This is a genomic window from Exiguobacterium sp. QJM3NY_9, from assembly GCF_056173545.1.
In genome coordinates this window covers 1712345-1729114 of sequence record NZ_CM149679.1, presented here as the reverse complement: position 1 = coordinate 1729114, position 16770 = coordinate 1712345, and the positions used below count along the sequence as shown (strand labels likewise).

11 protein-coding genes and 1 tRNA gene are annotated in these 16770 nt (G+C 43.4%); 7 read left to right on the top strand and 5 right to left on the bottom strand.

Going from position 1 to position 16770, the window contains the following annotated elements; genetic code table 11:
* Nucleotides 1-9: 9 nt before the first annotated feature.
* Both putP and AC0VYQ_RS08950 read right to left on the bottom strand, forming a co-directional pair.
* Nucleotides 10-1482, bottom strand: a complete 1473-nt coding sequence (putP, locus tag AC0VYQ_RS08955; RefSeq protein WP_215115382.1) for a sodium/proline symporter PutP — start codon at nucleotides 1480-1482, stop codon at nucleotides 10-12.
* A 362-nt stretch (nucleotides 1483-1844) separates the two neighbouring features.
* Nucleotides 1845-3014, bottom strand: a complete 1170-nt coding sequence (locus AC0VYQ_RS08950) for a MalY/PatB family protein (RefSeq protein ID WP_475403447.1) — start codon at nucleotides 3012-3014, stop codon at nucleotides 1845-1847.
* A gap of 444 nt (nucleotides 3015-3458) precedes the next feature.
* Between AC0VYQ_RS08950 and AC0VYQ_RS08945 the strand changes: the two genes are divergently transcribed.
* The 4 genes from AC0VYQ_RS08945 (at nucleotide 3459) to AC0VYQ_RS08930 (ending at nucleotide 6322) form a co-directional block, all read left to right on the top strand.
* Nucleotides 3459-3529: transfer RNA gene (locus tag AC0VYQ_RS08945), tRNA-Thr, on the top strand.
* Nucleotides 3530-3621: 92 nt separating this feature from the next.
* On the top strand, nucleotides 3622-4509 hold the full coding sequence (locus AC0VYQ_RS08940) for a helix-turn-helix domain-containing protein (protein WP_475403446.1): 888 nt from the start codon (nucleotides 3622-3624) through the stop codon (nucleotides 4507-4509).
* Between the two features lie 18 nt (nucleotides 4510-4527).
* Nucleotides 4528-5403: a helix-turn-helix domain-containing protein gene (locus AC0VYQ_RS08935; RefSeq protein ID WP_475403445.1), complete on the top strand. Its 876-nt coding sequence runs from the start codon at nucleotides 4528-4530 to the stop codon at nucleotides 5401-5403.
* A gap of 40 nt (nucleotides 5404-5443) precedes the next feature.
* The gene (locus AC0VYQ_RS08930) at nucleotides 5444-6322 is read left to right on the top strand and encodes a helix-turn-helix domain-containing protein (RefSeq protein WP_475403444.1); all 879 of its coding nucleotides are present in this window, start codon (nucleotides 5444-5446) and stop codon (nucleotides 6320-6322) included.
* Here the strand turns inward: AC0VYQ_RS08930 and AC0VYQ_RS08925 are convergent.
* The gene (locus AC0VYQ_RS08925) at nucleotides 6319-6948 is read right to left on the bottom strand and encodes an FMN-dependent NADH-azoreductase (protein ID WP_475403443.1); all 630 of its coding nucleotides are present in this window, start codon (nucleotides 6946-6948) and stop codon (nucleotides 6319-6321) included. The genes AC0VYQ_RS08930 and AC0VYQ_RS08925 overlap by 4 nt on opposite strands.
* A gap of 167 nt (nucleotides 6949-7115) precedes the next feature.
* Between AC0VYQ_RS08925 and AC0VYQ_RS08920 the strand changes: the two genes are divergently transcribed.
* Nucleotides 7116-8960, top strand: a complete 1845-nt coding sequence (locus AC0VYQ_RS08920; RefSeq protein WP_475403442.1) for a putative bifunctional diguanylate cyclase/phosphodiesterase — start codon at nucleotides 7116-7118, stop codon at nucleotides 8958-8960.
* A gap of 56 nt (nucleotides 8961-9016) precedes the next feature.
* Here the strand turns inward: AC0VYQ_RS08920 and AC0VYQ_RS08915 are convergent, their stop codons facing one another.
* Both AC0VYQ_RS08915 and AC0VYQ_RS08910 read right to left on the bottom strand, forming a co-directional pair.
* Complete coding sequence (locus AC0VYQ_RS08915; RefSeq protein WP_214891948.1) at nucleotides 9017-9694, bottom strand: amino acid ABC transporter permease; 678 nt, start codon at nucleotides 9692-9694, stop codon at nucleotides 9017-9019.
* Nucleotides 9691-10533 (bottom strand): transporter substrate-binding domain-containing protein, encoded by an 843-nt coding sequence (locus tag AC0VYQ_RS08910; RefSeq protein ID WP_215115380.1) that lies wholly within the window; start codon nucleotides 10531-10533, stop codon nucleotides 9691-9693. The genes AC0VYQ_RS08915 and AC0VYQ_RS08910 overlap by 4 nt, the downstream gene beginning before the upstream one ends.
* A 291-nt stretch (nucleotides 10534-10824) precedes the next feature.
* Here AC0VYQ_RS08910 and gltB point away from each other — a divergent pair, with 291 nt between their 5' ends.
* Together gltB and AC0VYQ_RS08900 are read left to right on the top strand one after the other, a co-directional pair.
* On the top strand, nucleotides 10825-15300 hold the full coding sequence (gene gltB / locus AC0VYQ_RS08905) for a glutamate synthase large subunit (RefSeq protein ID WP_475403441.1): 4476 nt from the start codon (nucleotides 10825-10827) through the stop codon (nucleotides 15298-15300).
* On the top strand, nucleotides 15300-16766 hold the full coding sequence (locus tag AC0VYQ_RS08900; RefSeq protein ID WP_215115378.1) for a glutamate synthase subunit beta: 1467 nt from the start codon (nucleotides 15300-15302) through the stop codon (nucleotides 16764-16766). Before gltB ends, AC0VYQ_RS08900 begins: the two co-directional genes overlap by 1 nt.
* Nucleotides 16767-16770 lie beyond the last annotated feature (4 nt).

Here is a 16770-nt window from a genome sequence, read left to right as displayed (position 1 = left end):
TTTTTATTTTTATTGTTGTACTTCTTTTAATTCTTCTTCCATATCATCAAACTTGTCTTGTACAGAGTCAACAGGTTGTTTCGTAAGAAGGCTGACGACGACTGTAAAGAGAAGACTTGTAAAGAATCCTGGAACCATCTCATAAAGCGTATCGCTAAAGTTGAGTTGGACCCATAGAATGACTGTGACGGCACCAGAGATAATTCCGGCAAGTGCCCCTTGTTTCGTCATCCGTTTCCAGTAAAGTGAAAGCAAGATGATTGGTCCGAATGCAGAACCGAAACCAGCCCATGCGTAACCGACAAGTGAAAGAATCGTTGCTGAAGGGTTCCAGGCAAGGAATGTTCCAATCACTGCGATGGCTAAAACTGCACCACGACCGATTAAAACAAGTTGTTTGTCTGACGCTTCTTTATGCAAGAACGTCTTATAGAAGTCTTCCGTCAGCGCACTTGATGTAACGAGCAGCTGAGAAGAAATCGTCGACATGATTGCTGCCAAGATGGCTGCCATCAAGAAGCCGGTGATATACGGGTGGAACAAGACATCAGCGAAACGAATAAAGACCGTTTCTGGGTCACCGAGTCCATTACCTTGTCCTTCAAAGTAGGCAATCCCGACAAGACCTGTCAACATCGCACCTAAAATTGAGAAGAACATCCAACCAATCCCGATACGACGGGCTTTTTTCAAGTCCTTAACAGAACGAATTGCCATAAAGCGGACGATGATGTGGGGTTGACCGAAGTAACCAAGTCCCCAAGCGAGGAATCCGATGATTCCGAGGACAGTCGTTCCTTTGAACGGATCAAATAGCGTAGGATCTAAGTTGTCCGCATAGTTGAATGCGCCGTCGACACCACCAACATCCGTCAATGCGACGATTGGTACGAGGATGAGAGCGACGAACATGATACAACCCTGGACGAAGTCGGTCCAACTGACTGCGAGAAAACCGCCAAAGAGTGTATAGGCGACAACGACCGCGATCGTCAAGAGCATACCATAATGATAATCAAAGCCAAATGAACTTTCGAACAATTTACCACCCGATACAATACCGGCTGAAGTATAGAACGTAAAGAAGACGATGATGACAATCGCAGAGACCGTCCGTAAGATACGTGATGTATCTTTAAAACGATTCTCCAAGAAGTCTGGAATCGTAATCGAATCGTTTGCCATTTCCGTATAGAGACGAAAACGTGGAGCGAGGACGATATAGTTGATGTAACATCCGATCAATAAACCGAGTGCGAGCCAAAGAGCCGAGACGCCAGTTGCATACATGGCACCAGGAAGACCCATCAACATCCAACCACTCATGTCGGAAGCACCAGCAGATAATGCTGTTACGCCCGGTCCTAAGTTACGACCACCTAACATATAATCTTCCGTGTTTGTCGTTCGTTTATACGCGATGTAACCGATGGCAAGCATCATAAGCAGATACAAGCCAATTGAAATCCATTCTTGCGACATAAAAATAAATCCTCCCATGCATGTAGTTGTCATCGTCTGTTGTCTGTTCAGATATAGTCTGTTGTCTGTTCAGATATAAAAAAGTTAAAAAGTGAACGCCGATGACTTATTTGTTCCCAACCTTACAGGGGCTAAAACCACATTGCAAGTCCTTGCAAACAGGTGAAAAATGGCTTCAAGCCTAGTCTATCAAGGGATTGGGACACTTTTCGTCCCTGTTAAAGTTCTAATTTTCTGAATTTTGACATTAGATTGTAATGTTTATATTTAAGTTTTATGTTTTTAAAAATAATTAACTGGTGTATAATGCCCAAAAATAAAAACAGACTAGCATGTGCTAATCTGTTTTTTGTAAAAATCATTTACATCAAGCTGAGGTACGCCGCATGCAGCCGGTCGAGTGCTTCGTCTAGTTGGCGCCGCGGGCATCCGAAGTTTAAACGTTCAAATGTCACGCCGTTCGTTCCGAATGGTTTTCCATGGGTTAAGGCGAGGGATGCTTGTTCGACGAGCCAAGTCGCACGGTCATCTTCTGTCAATCCGAGGCGCTCAAAATCAATCCAAAGTAAAAAGGTTGCATCGGGTTTGACGACAGATAGTAGCGGCATCTCCGTTTCGATTCGTCTGAGAGCATGGTCACGATTCTGCTCTAAATATACGAGAAGTTGGTCGAGCCATTGTTCGCTCGCCTTATCCTCATAGGCAGCAATGATTGCCGTTGAGGCAAGCGCGTTCGGATGAACAAAGTTTGCTTGCTGGACACGTTCGATTTCCAAACGAATGGTTTCGTTCGGAACAACCAGATAAGAAGCATAAAGTCCTGGAATGTTGAATGTTTTTGAAGGTGCACTGACGAGAATTGCCTTCTCATATGAAAATGATGAAATCGGATGGTGTTTGTTACCGGAAAAAATCAAATCAGCATGGATTTCATCGGACAGAAGATAAACGTCATATTTCTTGGCCAAATCAACAATCGTTTCAAGTTCACTCCGATTAAACACCCGACCAGTTGGATTATGGGGACTGCATAAAATCATCATTTTCGCAGTTTTCATCTGTGCTTCAAGACTCAAGAAATCAATTTCATAACGTCCTGCAATCAAGCGGAGCGGATTTTCAATGAGCGTTCGATTGTTCGATTGAATGATTTGGTGAAACGGGGGATAAACAGGAGTTTGAATGATGACCTCATCATGCTCATCGGTCAGTGCCAGGAGACTGTGTGCTAGAGCAGGGACGACGCCACTTGAATAAAGGAGCGATGATTGTTCAATCTGTTGATTATAACGTTTCAAAAACCAGTTTTGAATGGCTTGTTTGGCTCGATCTTCGAATAGGGAATAGCCGAAATGACCGTGTGCAATCCGTTTTGTTAATGCCCCGACGATTGAATCCGCTGGTCGGACATCCATATCGGCGACCCACATCGGAATTAATTCTTCTGCTCCATATAAATCTTTTAAGCCGTCCCATTTGACCGAACCTGTCATTTTTTTATCAATGATTTCATCAAACATGTCATCTTTCATATGCCTCGACTCCTTCGTAAAATATGATTCATATCTTCACCTTAGCGAACGGATTGAAATTCAGCAAGTTGAAAAAATGTAGGTTTTAGAGTGTACGCTTTTGGGAAAAACCATAATCGTACACAAAAAATAGACGGGGTGAATAAGATGTTGCATTCAAAAGTATTGGTAGGACGTACGCCTGAGGAGTTAGAAGAACGAATGAATCATTTCTTCGAAGAAAACGGAGTCGGTTCAAATTCAATCATTACACTTAAGTTTTCTACATTCGTTGCATCAAAAGCAGACGAACATTACTCAGTTCTTATCGTGTTCGATAATTCGCTAACAAAAACCGTATTATAAGTAAATAATTCTTCTAAATTGGCAGACTTGTCAACGTCTGTCAGTTTTTTTATTGAAGAAATGTTTTATCTAAGCTATACTGATATCAGAAATATGTACGCTTCCGTAGGTTAATGGCAGACCTCAGCAATGGTAATGCTGCAGTGCGAGTTCGATTCTCGCCGGAAGCATCGAATAAATAAGTCTTCCGTAACAAGTAAAATTAACTTGGGCGGGGGACTTTTTTTTATGAATATCTGGAAGGGATCTGAGTGAAAAAGTTATGAAGATATCACATCATTCAGTTGGAAAAAGAATAAAACAAAAACGGATTGAAAAAAAATTAACGCAAAGTGAGTTAAGTGATAATATTTGTAGTCAAGCGGAGTTAAGTAAGATAGAAAACGGTCTAAATTCACCAACGGTTCAGTTGCTAGGCTTAATCGCGAAACGACTAGGTACTTCAATGACTACTTTACTTGAAGATTATGAAATGACTGATCGTTTTCAAAGTATTGATCATCAGCTTCTTAGTTTAATGAGAGAAGAACAATATTTAGAACTGTTATTATTGATAGAAAATCGCTTCTCCCTGGAGAATGATGATGAAATCAAACTATTACTTAGATATCATCAAGTAATAGCGGAATATAGATTACGACGAATTGATTTTCGAACAGCATCAGTGATTTTATTGCAATTGGCTAACTCTAAAGATTTGGTATATGATGCACCGATGATGTATATAAGAATAAAAATGGCGATTTCGATTTTTTATGCGGAAAACAAGCAATTTACACAAGCTGAAAAAATATATAAAGAATTAGAAACTACAGATTTCTTATCTGTAACAATGAAAGAACAACAACTCAAAGTTCTGTATAATCACGCCAAATTAGTATATAAAATCAAGGGATTTAAAAAAGGCGTTTTGATTTGTACCACGGGAATTGAACAAAGTGTGCAGTTGAATCACTTATCGTATATCGCCCATTTCTATTATCAACGTGCAGAATGTTATGAAGAAATGTATGGTTTCGATAATCGTACCCGAAATGATTACACGATGGCTTACGAATTGTTTAAAGCATTAGAAATGAAGCGTTATGTAAAAATTGTTGAAGATACAAAAAAACAATTTTTAAAACAGTATCATCATAAACCAAAATAAAAAGAGGAAGATGATCATATGGCTTCTTTTTCGAAATTAGTAGGAAAGCAACTTAAGTTATTGCGATTTGAGAAAAATATGACACAACGGGAACTATGCGATGGAATTTGCAGTCAGGCTGTAATCAGTAAGATTGAACATGGGAAAATTTCAACTACGATCGAATTGTTGCAAGAATTAGCAAAGCGTTTAAATGTTCCGATTTCTAGATTGTTTGATCGTGATGCTGAGTCTATTTCTTTTCAGAAATATGATCGGGAACTAACGCACCTTTTTCGTACTCATCAATTTGATGAGTTAATTTCACGCTCGAAAAAACTCATTGAATTAAATGAAAATAAGGACATTGTGTTATTAGCTAAGTACTTTGATTTAGTTGCCTTAGAGGGGAAGAAAAACATTGATTATCGCACTTGTATTTCAGAATTATCATATTTGACCGAACAAGAAGCGATTTGGTATGAGTCACCTTTCATGTATTTGAGAATTAAAATGGCGATCGCAAACTATTATTACTTAAATCAACAATTTGTTCATTCTAAGAAGGTATACGTTCAACTATTGGAAATGGATTTTAATACGACTGAATTAAAGAAATTACGAATAAAAATTCTTTACAATCACGCGCAACAACTTTTTTTTCAAGGTGATTATAAAGAAGGTAAGTTAGTGACAGAAAGAGGAATCAATGAAAGTGTGCAATTATTTGACACTTCATTTTTAGGTCATTTCTATTATCAGAAAGCAAATTTCGATGAAAAGCTAGAGAATGATGTAGCGCAAATTGAATATGATTATACAATGTCTTATACACTTTTTTCTGCAGTAGAACTATCGAACTACGTAAAAATTGTGGAAGATGGAAGAAAACATTATTTATTATTTACGTTTTAACTTAATAGAAATAGATTTTGTTAGCTAGGGGAGTAGGTAGATGGATACTACATTACCAAAATCAATCGGAAACGAAATTAAACGAATAAGAAAAGAAAAAAAAATGACACAAGCAGCTTTATGTGACGGAATTTGTAGTCAAGCAGAAATCAGTAAAATTGAAAATGGACGAAATTCTCCGACTATCGATTTATTACAACAAATTGCGAAGCGTCTTCGTGTACCGATATCATTATTGTTTCAAGATCAACATCAAAGCGAACAGTTCCGAGAAGTTGATCGTCGTCTAACTGAATTATTTCGTGATCAAAATTTTGACGGACTGTTAATCGAGATAGAAAAAATCAAACAAACAGTTTTTAATAATGAGATTGTGCTCTTAGCAAGGTACTTTGAAATAGTAAGTGCTGAACGGTCAAAAAAGGTAGACTATCGCTCGAGTATTTCGCAACTCGCACATTTAACGGATAAAGAAGACATCTGGTTTGAGTCTCCCAAAATGTTTCTTCGAATTAAAATGGCGATTGCAAATTTTTATTTTGAAAATGATCAATTCATTCACTCTGAAAATGTATACGAGGAAATTTTAGGGTTAAATTATGATACGATAGAATTGAAAAAAACTCGCCTCAAAATTATTTATAACCATGCGCAACAGTTATCTTTTCAAGGGAATTATAGGAAGGGATTTGAAACAGCGAACGTGGGAATAAAGGAAAGTCTCGCATTGGATGATGGATCATTTTTAGGTCATTTTTATTACCAACGTGGCTATTTCAATAAAAAAATGGGTGGTGATATTGACGAAATAAAGAAAGACTTTACACTTTCTTATACGATATTTAAAGCATTCAACATGCCTAACTATGAACAGCTAGTCATTGATAGCCATGTCGAATACTTGCTCTATCGCATCTAAAAATCCATCCCAGCCTTCTCACATGCAAAGAGGGCTTTTTCGATTAGTTCTGCTGCTTGACTCGGATACTGTTGGTGCCCTTCGAGAATGATGGATCCGACATCCGTGATTCCGAAAAATTGCAGAATGTCCTGCATATACCGTACGGCATGGTCGGATTCGATTTTATCAGGCGTTGAATAGTCACCTCCACGAGAATGTAAGAGTAGTACACGTTTACCAGTCACAAGTCCGACGGATCCTTCAGCAGTGTAATGAAACGTTTGCCCGGATTGCGCGAGATAATCCATATAGTTATGCAAGGGGGCAGGAACACTTAAATTCCACATTGGAAAAGAAAAAACGATTTTTTCTGATTCTAAGAAACGATTTAAATACTCTTGTAACCGTTCCGCCTGTTCGGCTTCCTCTTGATCGAGCGTTTCCCCTCGAAATAGTTTCGCGGCAGATTTAGCGAGACGTAAATCAAAAAAAGGAAGGCGTTCTTCAAATAAGTTTAGGATGGTAATCTCATCTTCTGGATGTTCCTTGCGATAGGAAGTAAGAAATGCGTTATTCATCTGTGAACTAAGACTTTTCGATTGATGTGTACTATCATTGGCTTCGATAAACAGCAGATGGCTCATCGTTAAGCTCCTTTCTTAGCATATAATTAACACTTCTTTTAATGAATACCCGTTTCTCTTTTCATTTAGACGTTTCCAACTAAATCATTATTTTAGGAAAAATTAGGTTTTATAAGTATGATCTAAAGGAAAAAGACAATTGGATAGAACAGAAAAGAGGGATTCCTATGAAAAATCAGCAGCGACCTTCTTCCGCCAGTCTTCAGTATAATCGAGAAGCAAAAGCGAACTATCAATTGTTTGGCTCCATCATTTTAGTTCTGACGAGCTCGGGTGCGATTTTGTATGTGCTTGCTAGTTTACTCAGTACATCCGGCTTGAACAGGTATGACCTTTTACGTGCAGGTCTTATTTTTCTCGTAGGCATTTGTCAATTTCTGCTTGGGAAAAGTAATTTGCCGGATCGTCTTAAACCCCACGTGATGTCGAGTGTTTTTTTACTAATTCCATTCATCTATTATCCCTTCCTCGAAAGTGGTGCTCAGACCGTTTGGGCAGCTGCGATTCTTTTTTTACTGAGTTCTCTTGTCGTCATTAATCGAACGATGCTCGTCTATGCGACGGGGACGACGATCATTTCGCTCTTATACATTTGGTTTAATGCACCGAACGTCACGTCCGTTACTAATACAGCAGATTATATCGCACGAATCGGCTTAGTCATCATTGCTGCGCTGATCAGTTTATTGATTCATCGTCAGTACGTGACACGATTAGAACGTAATATCGAGTATCTTTCACGCTTACAAGAGCAAGCCTTTCTTGATCCGGTAACAAAACTCGCTAATCGATCTTATTTCGTTCTTGAAGTCGAAAAAATTTCAAGCGAAGGAGATGCAATTTGTTTAATTGATTTAGATGACTTCAAAACGGTCAATGATGCCTTCGGTTACCGGACGGGAGATCGCACGTTGCATATGGTTGGGAGTAGACTCATGAATCGTTTTCCCGATTGTTTAATTGCCAAAGCAAGCGGAAGTGCTTTTTTACTTCATGCGAAAGGTCATGCTGGTATTGAACTGCTATGCGAGGAGATTTTAACATGTGTCGCTGAACGCGTACAAATTGATTTCAAACAAATCAATGTCACAGCGAGCATCGGTGTTTCTTTTATTTATGACGAATCCATTGATCATGTCATCAATGATGCAGAAATTGCATTGTTTACAGCTAAATCGAACCGAAAAAACACGTATGCGATTACGGATGCAGAGACTCAAAATCAGCGTAAGCGAGCGCTTCAGCTGACACGCGATTTGTACGATGCAGAACTCAATCGAGATTTTTTTGTACTGTTTCAACCGCAAGTAGAAGCAGACAGTCACAAAATTACTGGAGCGGAAGCACTTGTGCGTTGGAATCATCCCCAGTATGGAATGATTTCCCCTTTAGAGTTCATTCCGATTGCGGAGCGGACGCGTTTTATTGAAACGCTAGGAGGATGGGTGATGCGCCGTGCTTGCGCGCAAGGAAAGACGTGGTTGGATCAAGGTCATGGAGCGATTACGATCGCAGTCAATGTCTCCCCGTGGCAATTAAGGCAACCCGACTTTACCGAAAGAGTACTGACGATTCTTGAAGAGACACATTTTCCGGCATACTTGCTTGAAATTGAAATGACAGAACACATTTTTATCGAAGGAACGAATCAGATTATCGAGACCTTAAACGAACTTCACCTTCATGGGATTCGGATTGCGCTCGATGATTTCGGAACAGGTTTTTCTTCAATGCAAACACTCGTAGAATTACCGTTCGACCAGTTAAAGATTCTTAAAGAAATCGTTCAAGAAGCAATCCGTTCAGATGAAAAGCGTGCAATCGTCGAGATGATTATTCAGTTAGGAAGACGGTTAAACATGACGATTGTTGCTGAAGGGGTCGAGTTAGTCGAAGAAGCAAGGTTATTAAATCAGTTAGGGTGCCATACGTTGCAAGGTTATTTGTTCCATAAACCTCTCCAAGCTATACAAATCGAACCCTTTTTAGCTAAGAATTATAGACAAGGCTAAAGCACCGCCTGCTTGACGAGGAAAGTCGACTCGTCAAGCAGGCGGTGCTTTTTCGGTTAAAGATAACGAGCAAAATGACGCTCTAGGACTTCTTGTACAGCTGCAATCAAGGCGCAAATTCCCCAATAGATGAAGGCGATTACGAAATAGACCGTCATGTAATCGAATTCGCGTCCACCGACGATTTTTGCACGTTGAAAGATTTCTGGGACGGTAATCATCGCAGCTAAAGAAGACGCTTTGACTAAATCGAGTAAAACGTTCGATAAAGGTGGGATTGCCAAACGAATCGCTTGCGGGAGAATGATTCCGACTAGGACGCGATAAGGAGAGAGGCCGAGAGACTGGGCAGCCTCTCTTTGTCCTTTGTCGACAGACACAATGGCGGAGCGAATGATTTCTGCCATGTACGCAGCACTGTTGAGACTGAAGCCCGTTATCGCTGCTGTTAACGCATCGAGTTCGATATTGATCACAGGTAACCCGAAGTACAGCATGAAAAGAATCACGAGGATCGGTACACCGCGCATGAATGAAATATAGAGCGTCGCAGTCAGGCGTAAAAAACGAGACGTTGATAAACGAGCAAGTGCAAGCAACAAGCCGAATATCAGACCAAATCCCATGCTTGCGAATGCAATCCATAATGTATGTCCAAGTCCTCCTAAGATATAGGGAAACGCATCAACCGCTAACTCAGGATTAAACACGGAGCGCCAGTCGACATTGCTCAATTCACATCCACGATCGTCGTTTTGACGTCAGGCATTTTTGAAACATCTTTGTTGGCGTAATATTGTTTTGATAATTTTGCGAGCGTACCGTCTTTTTTCATCGCCTCGATTTGAGCGTTAATGTTTGATTGGAGCTCTTTATTATCAAGATCCATGATGAGACCGACTTGACTCGGATTATAGGCGATGTCCGGGTGGATCGTGATGTCGAAGTCTTTGAAGAAATCGACGGCAAGGCTTTGAAGATAATAGTCATTCAAGATGACATCCGTTCGACCATTCGAGACGTCGCGGAGGTATTGATCGTTCGTTGCATTATCATATGTGACTTCTTTTGCACCATATTTTTTAGCGATTTGCATGTAAGTCGTTGTTGCCTCGCCGGCTGCTTTTTTACCTTTTAAATCCTCAAGAGATTGTATGTCAGATAAATCACTTTTACGAACGATGGCCGTTCCATACGTATACTTGTAAGGTTTTGAAAATGCGAATTTTGCTTTCCGTTCTTTTGTGATCGTAATATCGTTTGCGGCGAGATCGACTTGTCCAGTATTGACGCTCGTCAACATACCATCGAATGACATCTCTTTGAAGTTTACTTTTAGATCGAGTCGTTTTGCGACTTCTTTAACGACTTCGACGTCAAAGCCAGTCAACTTGTTGCTCTCTTCATCATGAAACGACGTTGGGTAAAGTGTTCCAGCAGTAGCTACTGTCAACGTCCCCTCCTTAACGATTTTGTCATATGCTGTCGTCTTCTCTTCTTCCTGACCACAAGCGCTAAGAAACAGGGTAGTTCCTGCAATCAAGAGCCCTGTCCACTTTACTGAATTTTTCATAACGTACTTCCTCTCTAATCAAAATAATAGATTTCTCTTTATTAAAAATACCACGCTTGAAACACTCGTTGCAAAAAATAAAATTTAAACGAAAATAATTCTTCTGAAAAAATAATTAGAATGATTATTCATCTCTGTGTAAGCGTTATCATCGTCTAAGCTTTGGGAATCATAAGTAATTTGGATATAATGGTTTCGTTTATACATAGTGGCGAATAATCATAAAAGAGTGTAAAGTATATTTTAACTGAATATACAGAAAATTTAGAACGTGTTAAGGAGAGTGAAATTATGTCATTTCATCAATTGCCTGAACGGCAAGGTTTATATGATCCGAAGCAAGAACATGATGCGTGTGGAATCGGAGTCTATGCGCACCGAACCGGGAGACCGAGCCATGAAATCGTCGAAAATGCACTCGCGATGCTCTGTCAGATGGAGCATCGAGGCGGACAGGGGAGCGATGCGAAAACAGGGGATGGTGCCGGTGTCTTGACTCAAATTCCCGACCGTCTCTTTCGGGAGACATTTCGGAATGTAACCTTACCGAAAAAAGGAGATTATGGTGTCATGATGATGTTCCTGCCTCGGGAGGAACGGTCGAGACAGCGACTCGAACGCGCTGTAGAATCAATTATTTTATCAGAAGGACAACGGTTGATTGAGTGGAGAACGGTACCGGTCTCGAATACAGTGATTGGTGAAAAAGCACGTCAAACAGAACCGGTCATTCGCCAATGCTTCATTGAAGCGAAGGACATTGAAGGGTTGGCCTTCGAACGAACGTTATTCATGATTCGTCGTTCTTTTGAACGAGAAGCAAATCGTCTCGGAATCGAACAGTACGTGCTCAGTAGTTCGAGTGAGACAATCGTCTATAAAGGACTTGTCACTACAGATCAGCTCGGTCAGTATTTTGATGATTTACGTGATGAACGGTACCAATCGGGGTTTGCGATTGTTCACTCGCGTTTTAGCACGAACACCTTCCCGAGTTGGAAACGAGCTCACCCGAACCGCTATTTGATTCATAATGGAGAAATCAATACGTTACAAGGCAATATTCAAGCGATGCGTGGACGCGAAAAAAGTCTTGCGAAAACGACGTATGGTCGCCGTGCAGATGATGTGCTCCCAATCCTCGATGAATCAGGAAGTGACTCGTCGATGCTCGATAATGCGTTTGAATTTTTATACTTGTCTGGTTTGACGTTAGCGGAAACGGCTTTAATGCTGGTTCCAGAGCCATTCGAGCATGCGGAAGTGCGACCGGCGAAACGTGCTTATTACGAGTATCACAGCAGTATGATGGAACCATGGGACGGTCCGTCTGCCATCGTATTTACGAATGGGAAACAAATCGGCGCGACACTTGACCGAAATGGACTCAGACCTGCCCGTTATATCATGATGCGCGATGGTCACTTTATGTTGTCTTCAGAATCAGGTGTCCTCCCGATTCCAGAAAAAGAGATTTTGTATAAGAAACGTTTGATTCCTGGTGAGCTCCTCTTGCTTGATTTTGCTTCCGGTCAGCTGATTTCTGACGAAGAAGTGAAACGGGATCTTGCGATGCGTCATCCTTATGCCGAATGGTTATCAGAAGAACAGATTCAATTACCGACGTTAATGCACTCAGAAACGATTGAGGAATTAGGTACGACACAACGCCTGTTTGGATACACGCGAGAAGATATCGAGCAATACTTGATTCCTCTCGTCGAGGAAAAAAAAGATCCGCTTGGTGCGATGGGAACGGACATCCCGCTCGCTGTATTAAGTGAGCGACCACAATCGTTGTTCCGTTACTTCAAACAATTGTTTGCCCAAGTCACCAATCCGCCGATCGATGCGTTACGTGAACAAATCGTCACGTCAACGATGACCTGGCTCGGGCGTCAAGGTGAACTATTGACCCCGAACCGGAAAAACTGTCGTCGGGTCCGCTTGAACTCACCGGTGCTAGTTCCGGCTGAAGCGCATGCGCTCAGTCAAACAAAATTGAAACAAAAAACGTTATCAACATTGTTTACGAATCAAATGGAAGAAACACTTGAAACGCTCCTCGAAGAAGCGGTTCATGCCGTCGAATCGGGTTGTGAGTTGTTGATTCTTTCTGACCGGAACATTCGACCTGGGGCCATACCGATGCCGATCCTGCTCGTGACGAGTGCCGTGCATCACCATTTAATCCGTAAAGGGCTTCGGACGAACGTCAGTTTAATTATCGAAGGGGGAGAAGTCCGGGAGGTGCATCACTTCGCGGCGCTGCTCGGTTACGGAGCTGACGCAATCTACCCGTACCTTGTATATGCGACACTCGATGAAGCGATTGGTGAAAAACACGCGGACAATGCCGTTCGTTATCGTGACGCCGTGACGGAGGGGGTCGTCAAAGTCATGTCGAAGATGGGGATTTCGACCGTCTTCAGTTATCGGGGGGCTCAGATTTTCGAAGCCGTCGGGATTTCGACGGACGTCATCGATCGCTACTTTACGGGAACAGTCTCTCAGCTCAGTGGTCTGTCGCTCGCTTTGATTGAAAAAGAAGCAAAGCGTCAACATGAGGAAGGGACGAAACGGACGTTCTTGGAATCAGGTAGTGTCTTCCGGTACCGTAATGACGGAGAACATCATGCGTTCAATCCGGCGACGATTCATTTGTTACAACATGCTTGCCGAACTGGGGACTATCAGTTATTTAAACGGTACTCAAATCAAATTGCAGAAGAACCCGCAACCTTCCTGCGTCATTTGTTGACGTTCAAGGAAACGACACCGATTCCGCTCGAGGAAGTCGAACCCGCGAGTGAAATCGTCAAATTCTTTAAGACCGGTGCGATGTCGTACGGTTCACTATCGAAGGAGGCTCATGAAACACTAGCGATTGCGATGAACCGTCTAGGTGGTAAGAGTAACAGTGGTGAAGGTGGCGAAGAAGAGGAACGGTATCAACTCGACGAAAATGGTGACTCACGGATGAGTCGGATTAAACAGATTGCATCAGGTCGGTTCGGCGTGACGAGTCATTACTTGACCCATGCGGACGAACTCCAGATTAAAGTCGCACAAGGCGCGAAGCCAGGCGAAGGGGGACAACTCCCAGGCGAAAAAGTGTATCCGTGGATTGCGCGGGTCCGTGCTTCGACACCGGGTGTCGGTCTGATTTCACCACCACCACATCATGACATTTATTCAATCGAAGACTTGGCTCAATTGATTCACGATCTAAAGCGGGCAAATGACGAGGCGCGGATCAGTGTTAAGCTTGTCGCAAAAGGAGGCGTCGGAACGATTGCTGCCGGTGTCGCCAAAGGACTTGCCGATGTCATCGTCATCAGTGGGCATGATGGAGGAACGGGGGCTTCCCCGAAGACGAGTATCCAACATACGGGCTTACCGTGGGAACTGGGACTCGCTGAGACGCATCAAACGCTAGCCTTGAATGGTCTGCGGGAACGGGTCAGCTTAGAAACGGACGGTAAGTTACTAACTGGACGCGATGTCGTCATCGCAGCGATGCTCGGGGCGAACGAATATGGATTTGCGACAGCACCATTGATTGCCGTCGGTTGCATCATGATGCGTGCCTGTCATCTAGATACGTGCCCGGTCGGTGTCGCGACACAGGATCCGAAGTTGCGTGAAAAATTCACCGGATCTGCCGATCACGTCGTCCATTTCATGACGTTCGTTGCGGAAGAAGTTCGTGAATATTTAGCTCAACTCGGCGTCCGTAGTCTAGCGGAACTCGTTGGACGGACGGATCTTTTAGTGACATCGGATCGTTTGACGAATCACTGGAAAGCAGCCAGTCTCGACTTTTCTCGACTACTTGTTCAACCAACATATGATTCGACGTCGACACAAGCACAAGATCATGCTGTCGCGAAGTCGTTTGACCACCGTGAAATCGCTCCGTTGCTTAATCATGATGCGTTTACGGAAAAACAAACATTTGCGCTTGCGATTACGAATACAGACCGGGCAATCGGTACGAATACCGGATCACGTCTGACACGGATGTTCGGAGAAATGGGCTTACCATCCGATCGGCTAACATTGAACCTGACGGGATCAGCCGGACAAAGCTTAGGTGCATACGTACCTCGCGGAATGACGTTGAACGTCGTCGGGGATGCTAATGATTACGTTGGAAAGGGATTATCTGGAGGAATTCTTTCGGTTCGTCCTGATATGAAGACGAGTTTTGTTTCTTCAGAGCAAGTCATCATCGGTAACGTCGCGCTTTATGGTGCGACGAGTGGGGAACTGTACGTCAATGGACAGGCAGGCGAACGGTTCGCCGTCCGAAACAGTGGTGCGACGGCAGTCGTCGAAGGAATCGGGAATCATGGCTTGGAGTATATGACGGGCGGGAGTGTCGTCATTCTCGGTGACGTCGGAAAGAACTTTGCTGCCGGTATGTCAGGTGGTGTCGCCTACGTCTTACCGAAAGACATCGCGTTGTTCCGCTCGCGCGTCAATCTCGAGCTCGTCACGATGGGCGCAGTAACAGACACGGAAGAAGCGGCACGCTTAAAAACATTTATCGAACGTCATGTCGCACGGACGAACAGTGAACAAGGACATGCGATTCTTTCAAACTGGGATCATGTTTTGAGTTCGTTTATTCGTGTCATTCCGACGACCTATCAAGTCGTCACGACATTGATGGCCGATTATGCGAAAAAAGGACACAACACGGAAGAAGCGATGTTGTTAGCGTTTGAGACACACCTCGGACGCGGAACGGGAGGTCAATAATGAAAAGACGCGATAAATTCATGAGTGTTCCTCGCCAGTCCGGACGAGAGCGCGCCAGTACAGAACGGATTCAAGACTTTAATGAATATAAAGAAGCATTTTCTGAAAGTGAGGCGTCGGAACAAGCCAGCCGCTGTATGGATTGCGGAACCCCGTTTTGTCATGTCGGCGAGACCTATGGACATGTCAAAATCGGTTGTCCGGTCTACAATTTGATTCCCGAGTGGAATCTCCTCGTCGAAGAAGGAGACTTTAAAGGAGCGCTCGAGCGCCTGCATCAAACGAACAACTTCCCGGAGTTCACGGGACGTGTTTGTCCCGCACCGTGCGAAGGTTCATGTACGTTATCGATTAATGAACCGGCCGTCGCGATCAAACAGATCGAGCGTACAATCATCGATATCGGCTTTGAAAAAGGATGGGTCGTTCCGCGGATGCCATTGAACCGGACGTCCCATCATGTGGCAGTCGTCGGTTCTGGTCCGGCAGGGCTAGCCGCGGCCGATCAATTGAACCAAGCAGGGCATCAAGTCACCGTTTTTGAACGGGAAGATCGTATCGGAGGTCTGTTGACGTACGGGATTCCGGCGATGAAGTTATCAAAAGATATCGTCGAGCGTCGTGTCAATCTGCTCAAAGCAGAAGGCATTCTCTTTAAGACCGGCGTAACGATCGGTCTTGATGTGACGCTGGACGAGCTTGAACAAGCGTTTGATGCCGTCATTCTTTGTGTCGGTGCAACGGAACCAAGAACGCTTCCAAATCTTCCGACGAGCGGTGTCGGTTACGCGATGGACTATTTAACAAGCGTGACGCGCCATCTGTTGTCGAATCAATCCCTGCTTGAGCAACACGATACGCGAGGTAAAGATGTGCTCGTCATCGGTGGCGGAGACACGGGAGCGGACTGTGTCGCGACGGCACTCAGACAGGGTTGCCGTTCTGTCGTCCAGTTCGGGAAGCATGAAATGCCAGGTCAGGTCCGGGCGAACGACAACATGTGGCCGGATACACCGAACCTCTTTACACTTGACTACGGCTATGCAGAAGCATTCGATCAATTCGGACGTGATCCTCGCGAATATTTGATCGCGATCACACGTTACACGACAAGTGATTCCGGTCGCTTGACAGGGGTTTGGACGATTCATAATGAAAAAGTAAAGCAAGCAGACGGGACAGTTGAATTCCGAGCAATTGAAGGAACAGAAAAATACTATCCGGTCGACTTGATGCTGATTGCAATCGGCTTCAGCGGAGTCGAGCAGACGGTCTTGAATCAACTCATCGTTGAATCAGAGCGAGGGAAAATCAAGACGAAGGGATATGCAACAAATCGGAAAGGTGTCTTCGCTGCAGGGGACGCACGGCGCGGACAGTCCTTGATTGTCTGGGCGATTCGCGAAGGGCGAGAAGTGGCGGAAGCAGTCGAACAACATCTGTCACTGATGACTCGAACGGGATAAATGA

Coding starts and splice junctions, on each gene's coding strand:
- AC0VYQ_RS08920 (WP_475403442.1), top strand. CDS start 7,116: ATGAAAAATCAGCAGCGACCTTCTTCCGCCAGTCTTCAGTATAATCGA.
- AC0VYQ_RS08925 (WP_475403443.1), bottom strand. CDS start 6,948: ATGAGCCATCTGCTGTTTATCGAAGCCAATGATAGTACACATCAATCG.
- AC0VYQ_RS08930 (WP_475403444.1), top strand. CDS start 5,444: ATGGATACTACATTACCAAAATCAATCGGAAACGAAATTAAACGAATA.
- AC0VYQ_RS08940 (WP_475403446.1), top strand. CDS start 3,622: ATGAAGATATCACATCATTCAGTTGGAAAAAGAATAAAACAAAAACGG.
- AC0VYQ_RS08950 (WP_475403447.1), bottom strand. CDS start 3,014: ATGAAAGATGACATGTTTGATGAAATCATTGATAAAAAAATGACAGGT.
- AC0VYQ_RS08900 (WP_215115378.1), top strand. CDS start 15,300: ATGAAAAGACGCGATAAATTCATGAGTGTTCCTCGCCAGTCCGGACGA.
- putP (WP_215115382.1), bottom strand. CDS start 1,482: ATGTCGCAAGAATGGATTTCAATTGGCTTGTATCTGCTTATGATGCTT.
- AC0VYQ_RS08910 (WP_215115380.1), bottom strand. CDS start 10,533: ATGAAAAATTCAGTAAAGTGGACAGGGCTCTTGATTGCAGGAACTACC.
- gltB (WP_475403441.1), top strand. CDS start 10,825: ATGTCATTTCATCAATTGCCTGAACGGCAAGGTTTATATGATCCGAAG.
- AC0VYQ_RS08935 (WP_475403445.1), top strand. CDS start 4,528: ATGGCTTCTTTTTCGAAATTAGTAGGAAAGCAACTTAAGTTATTGCGA.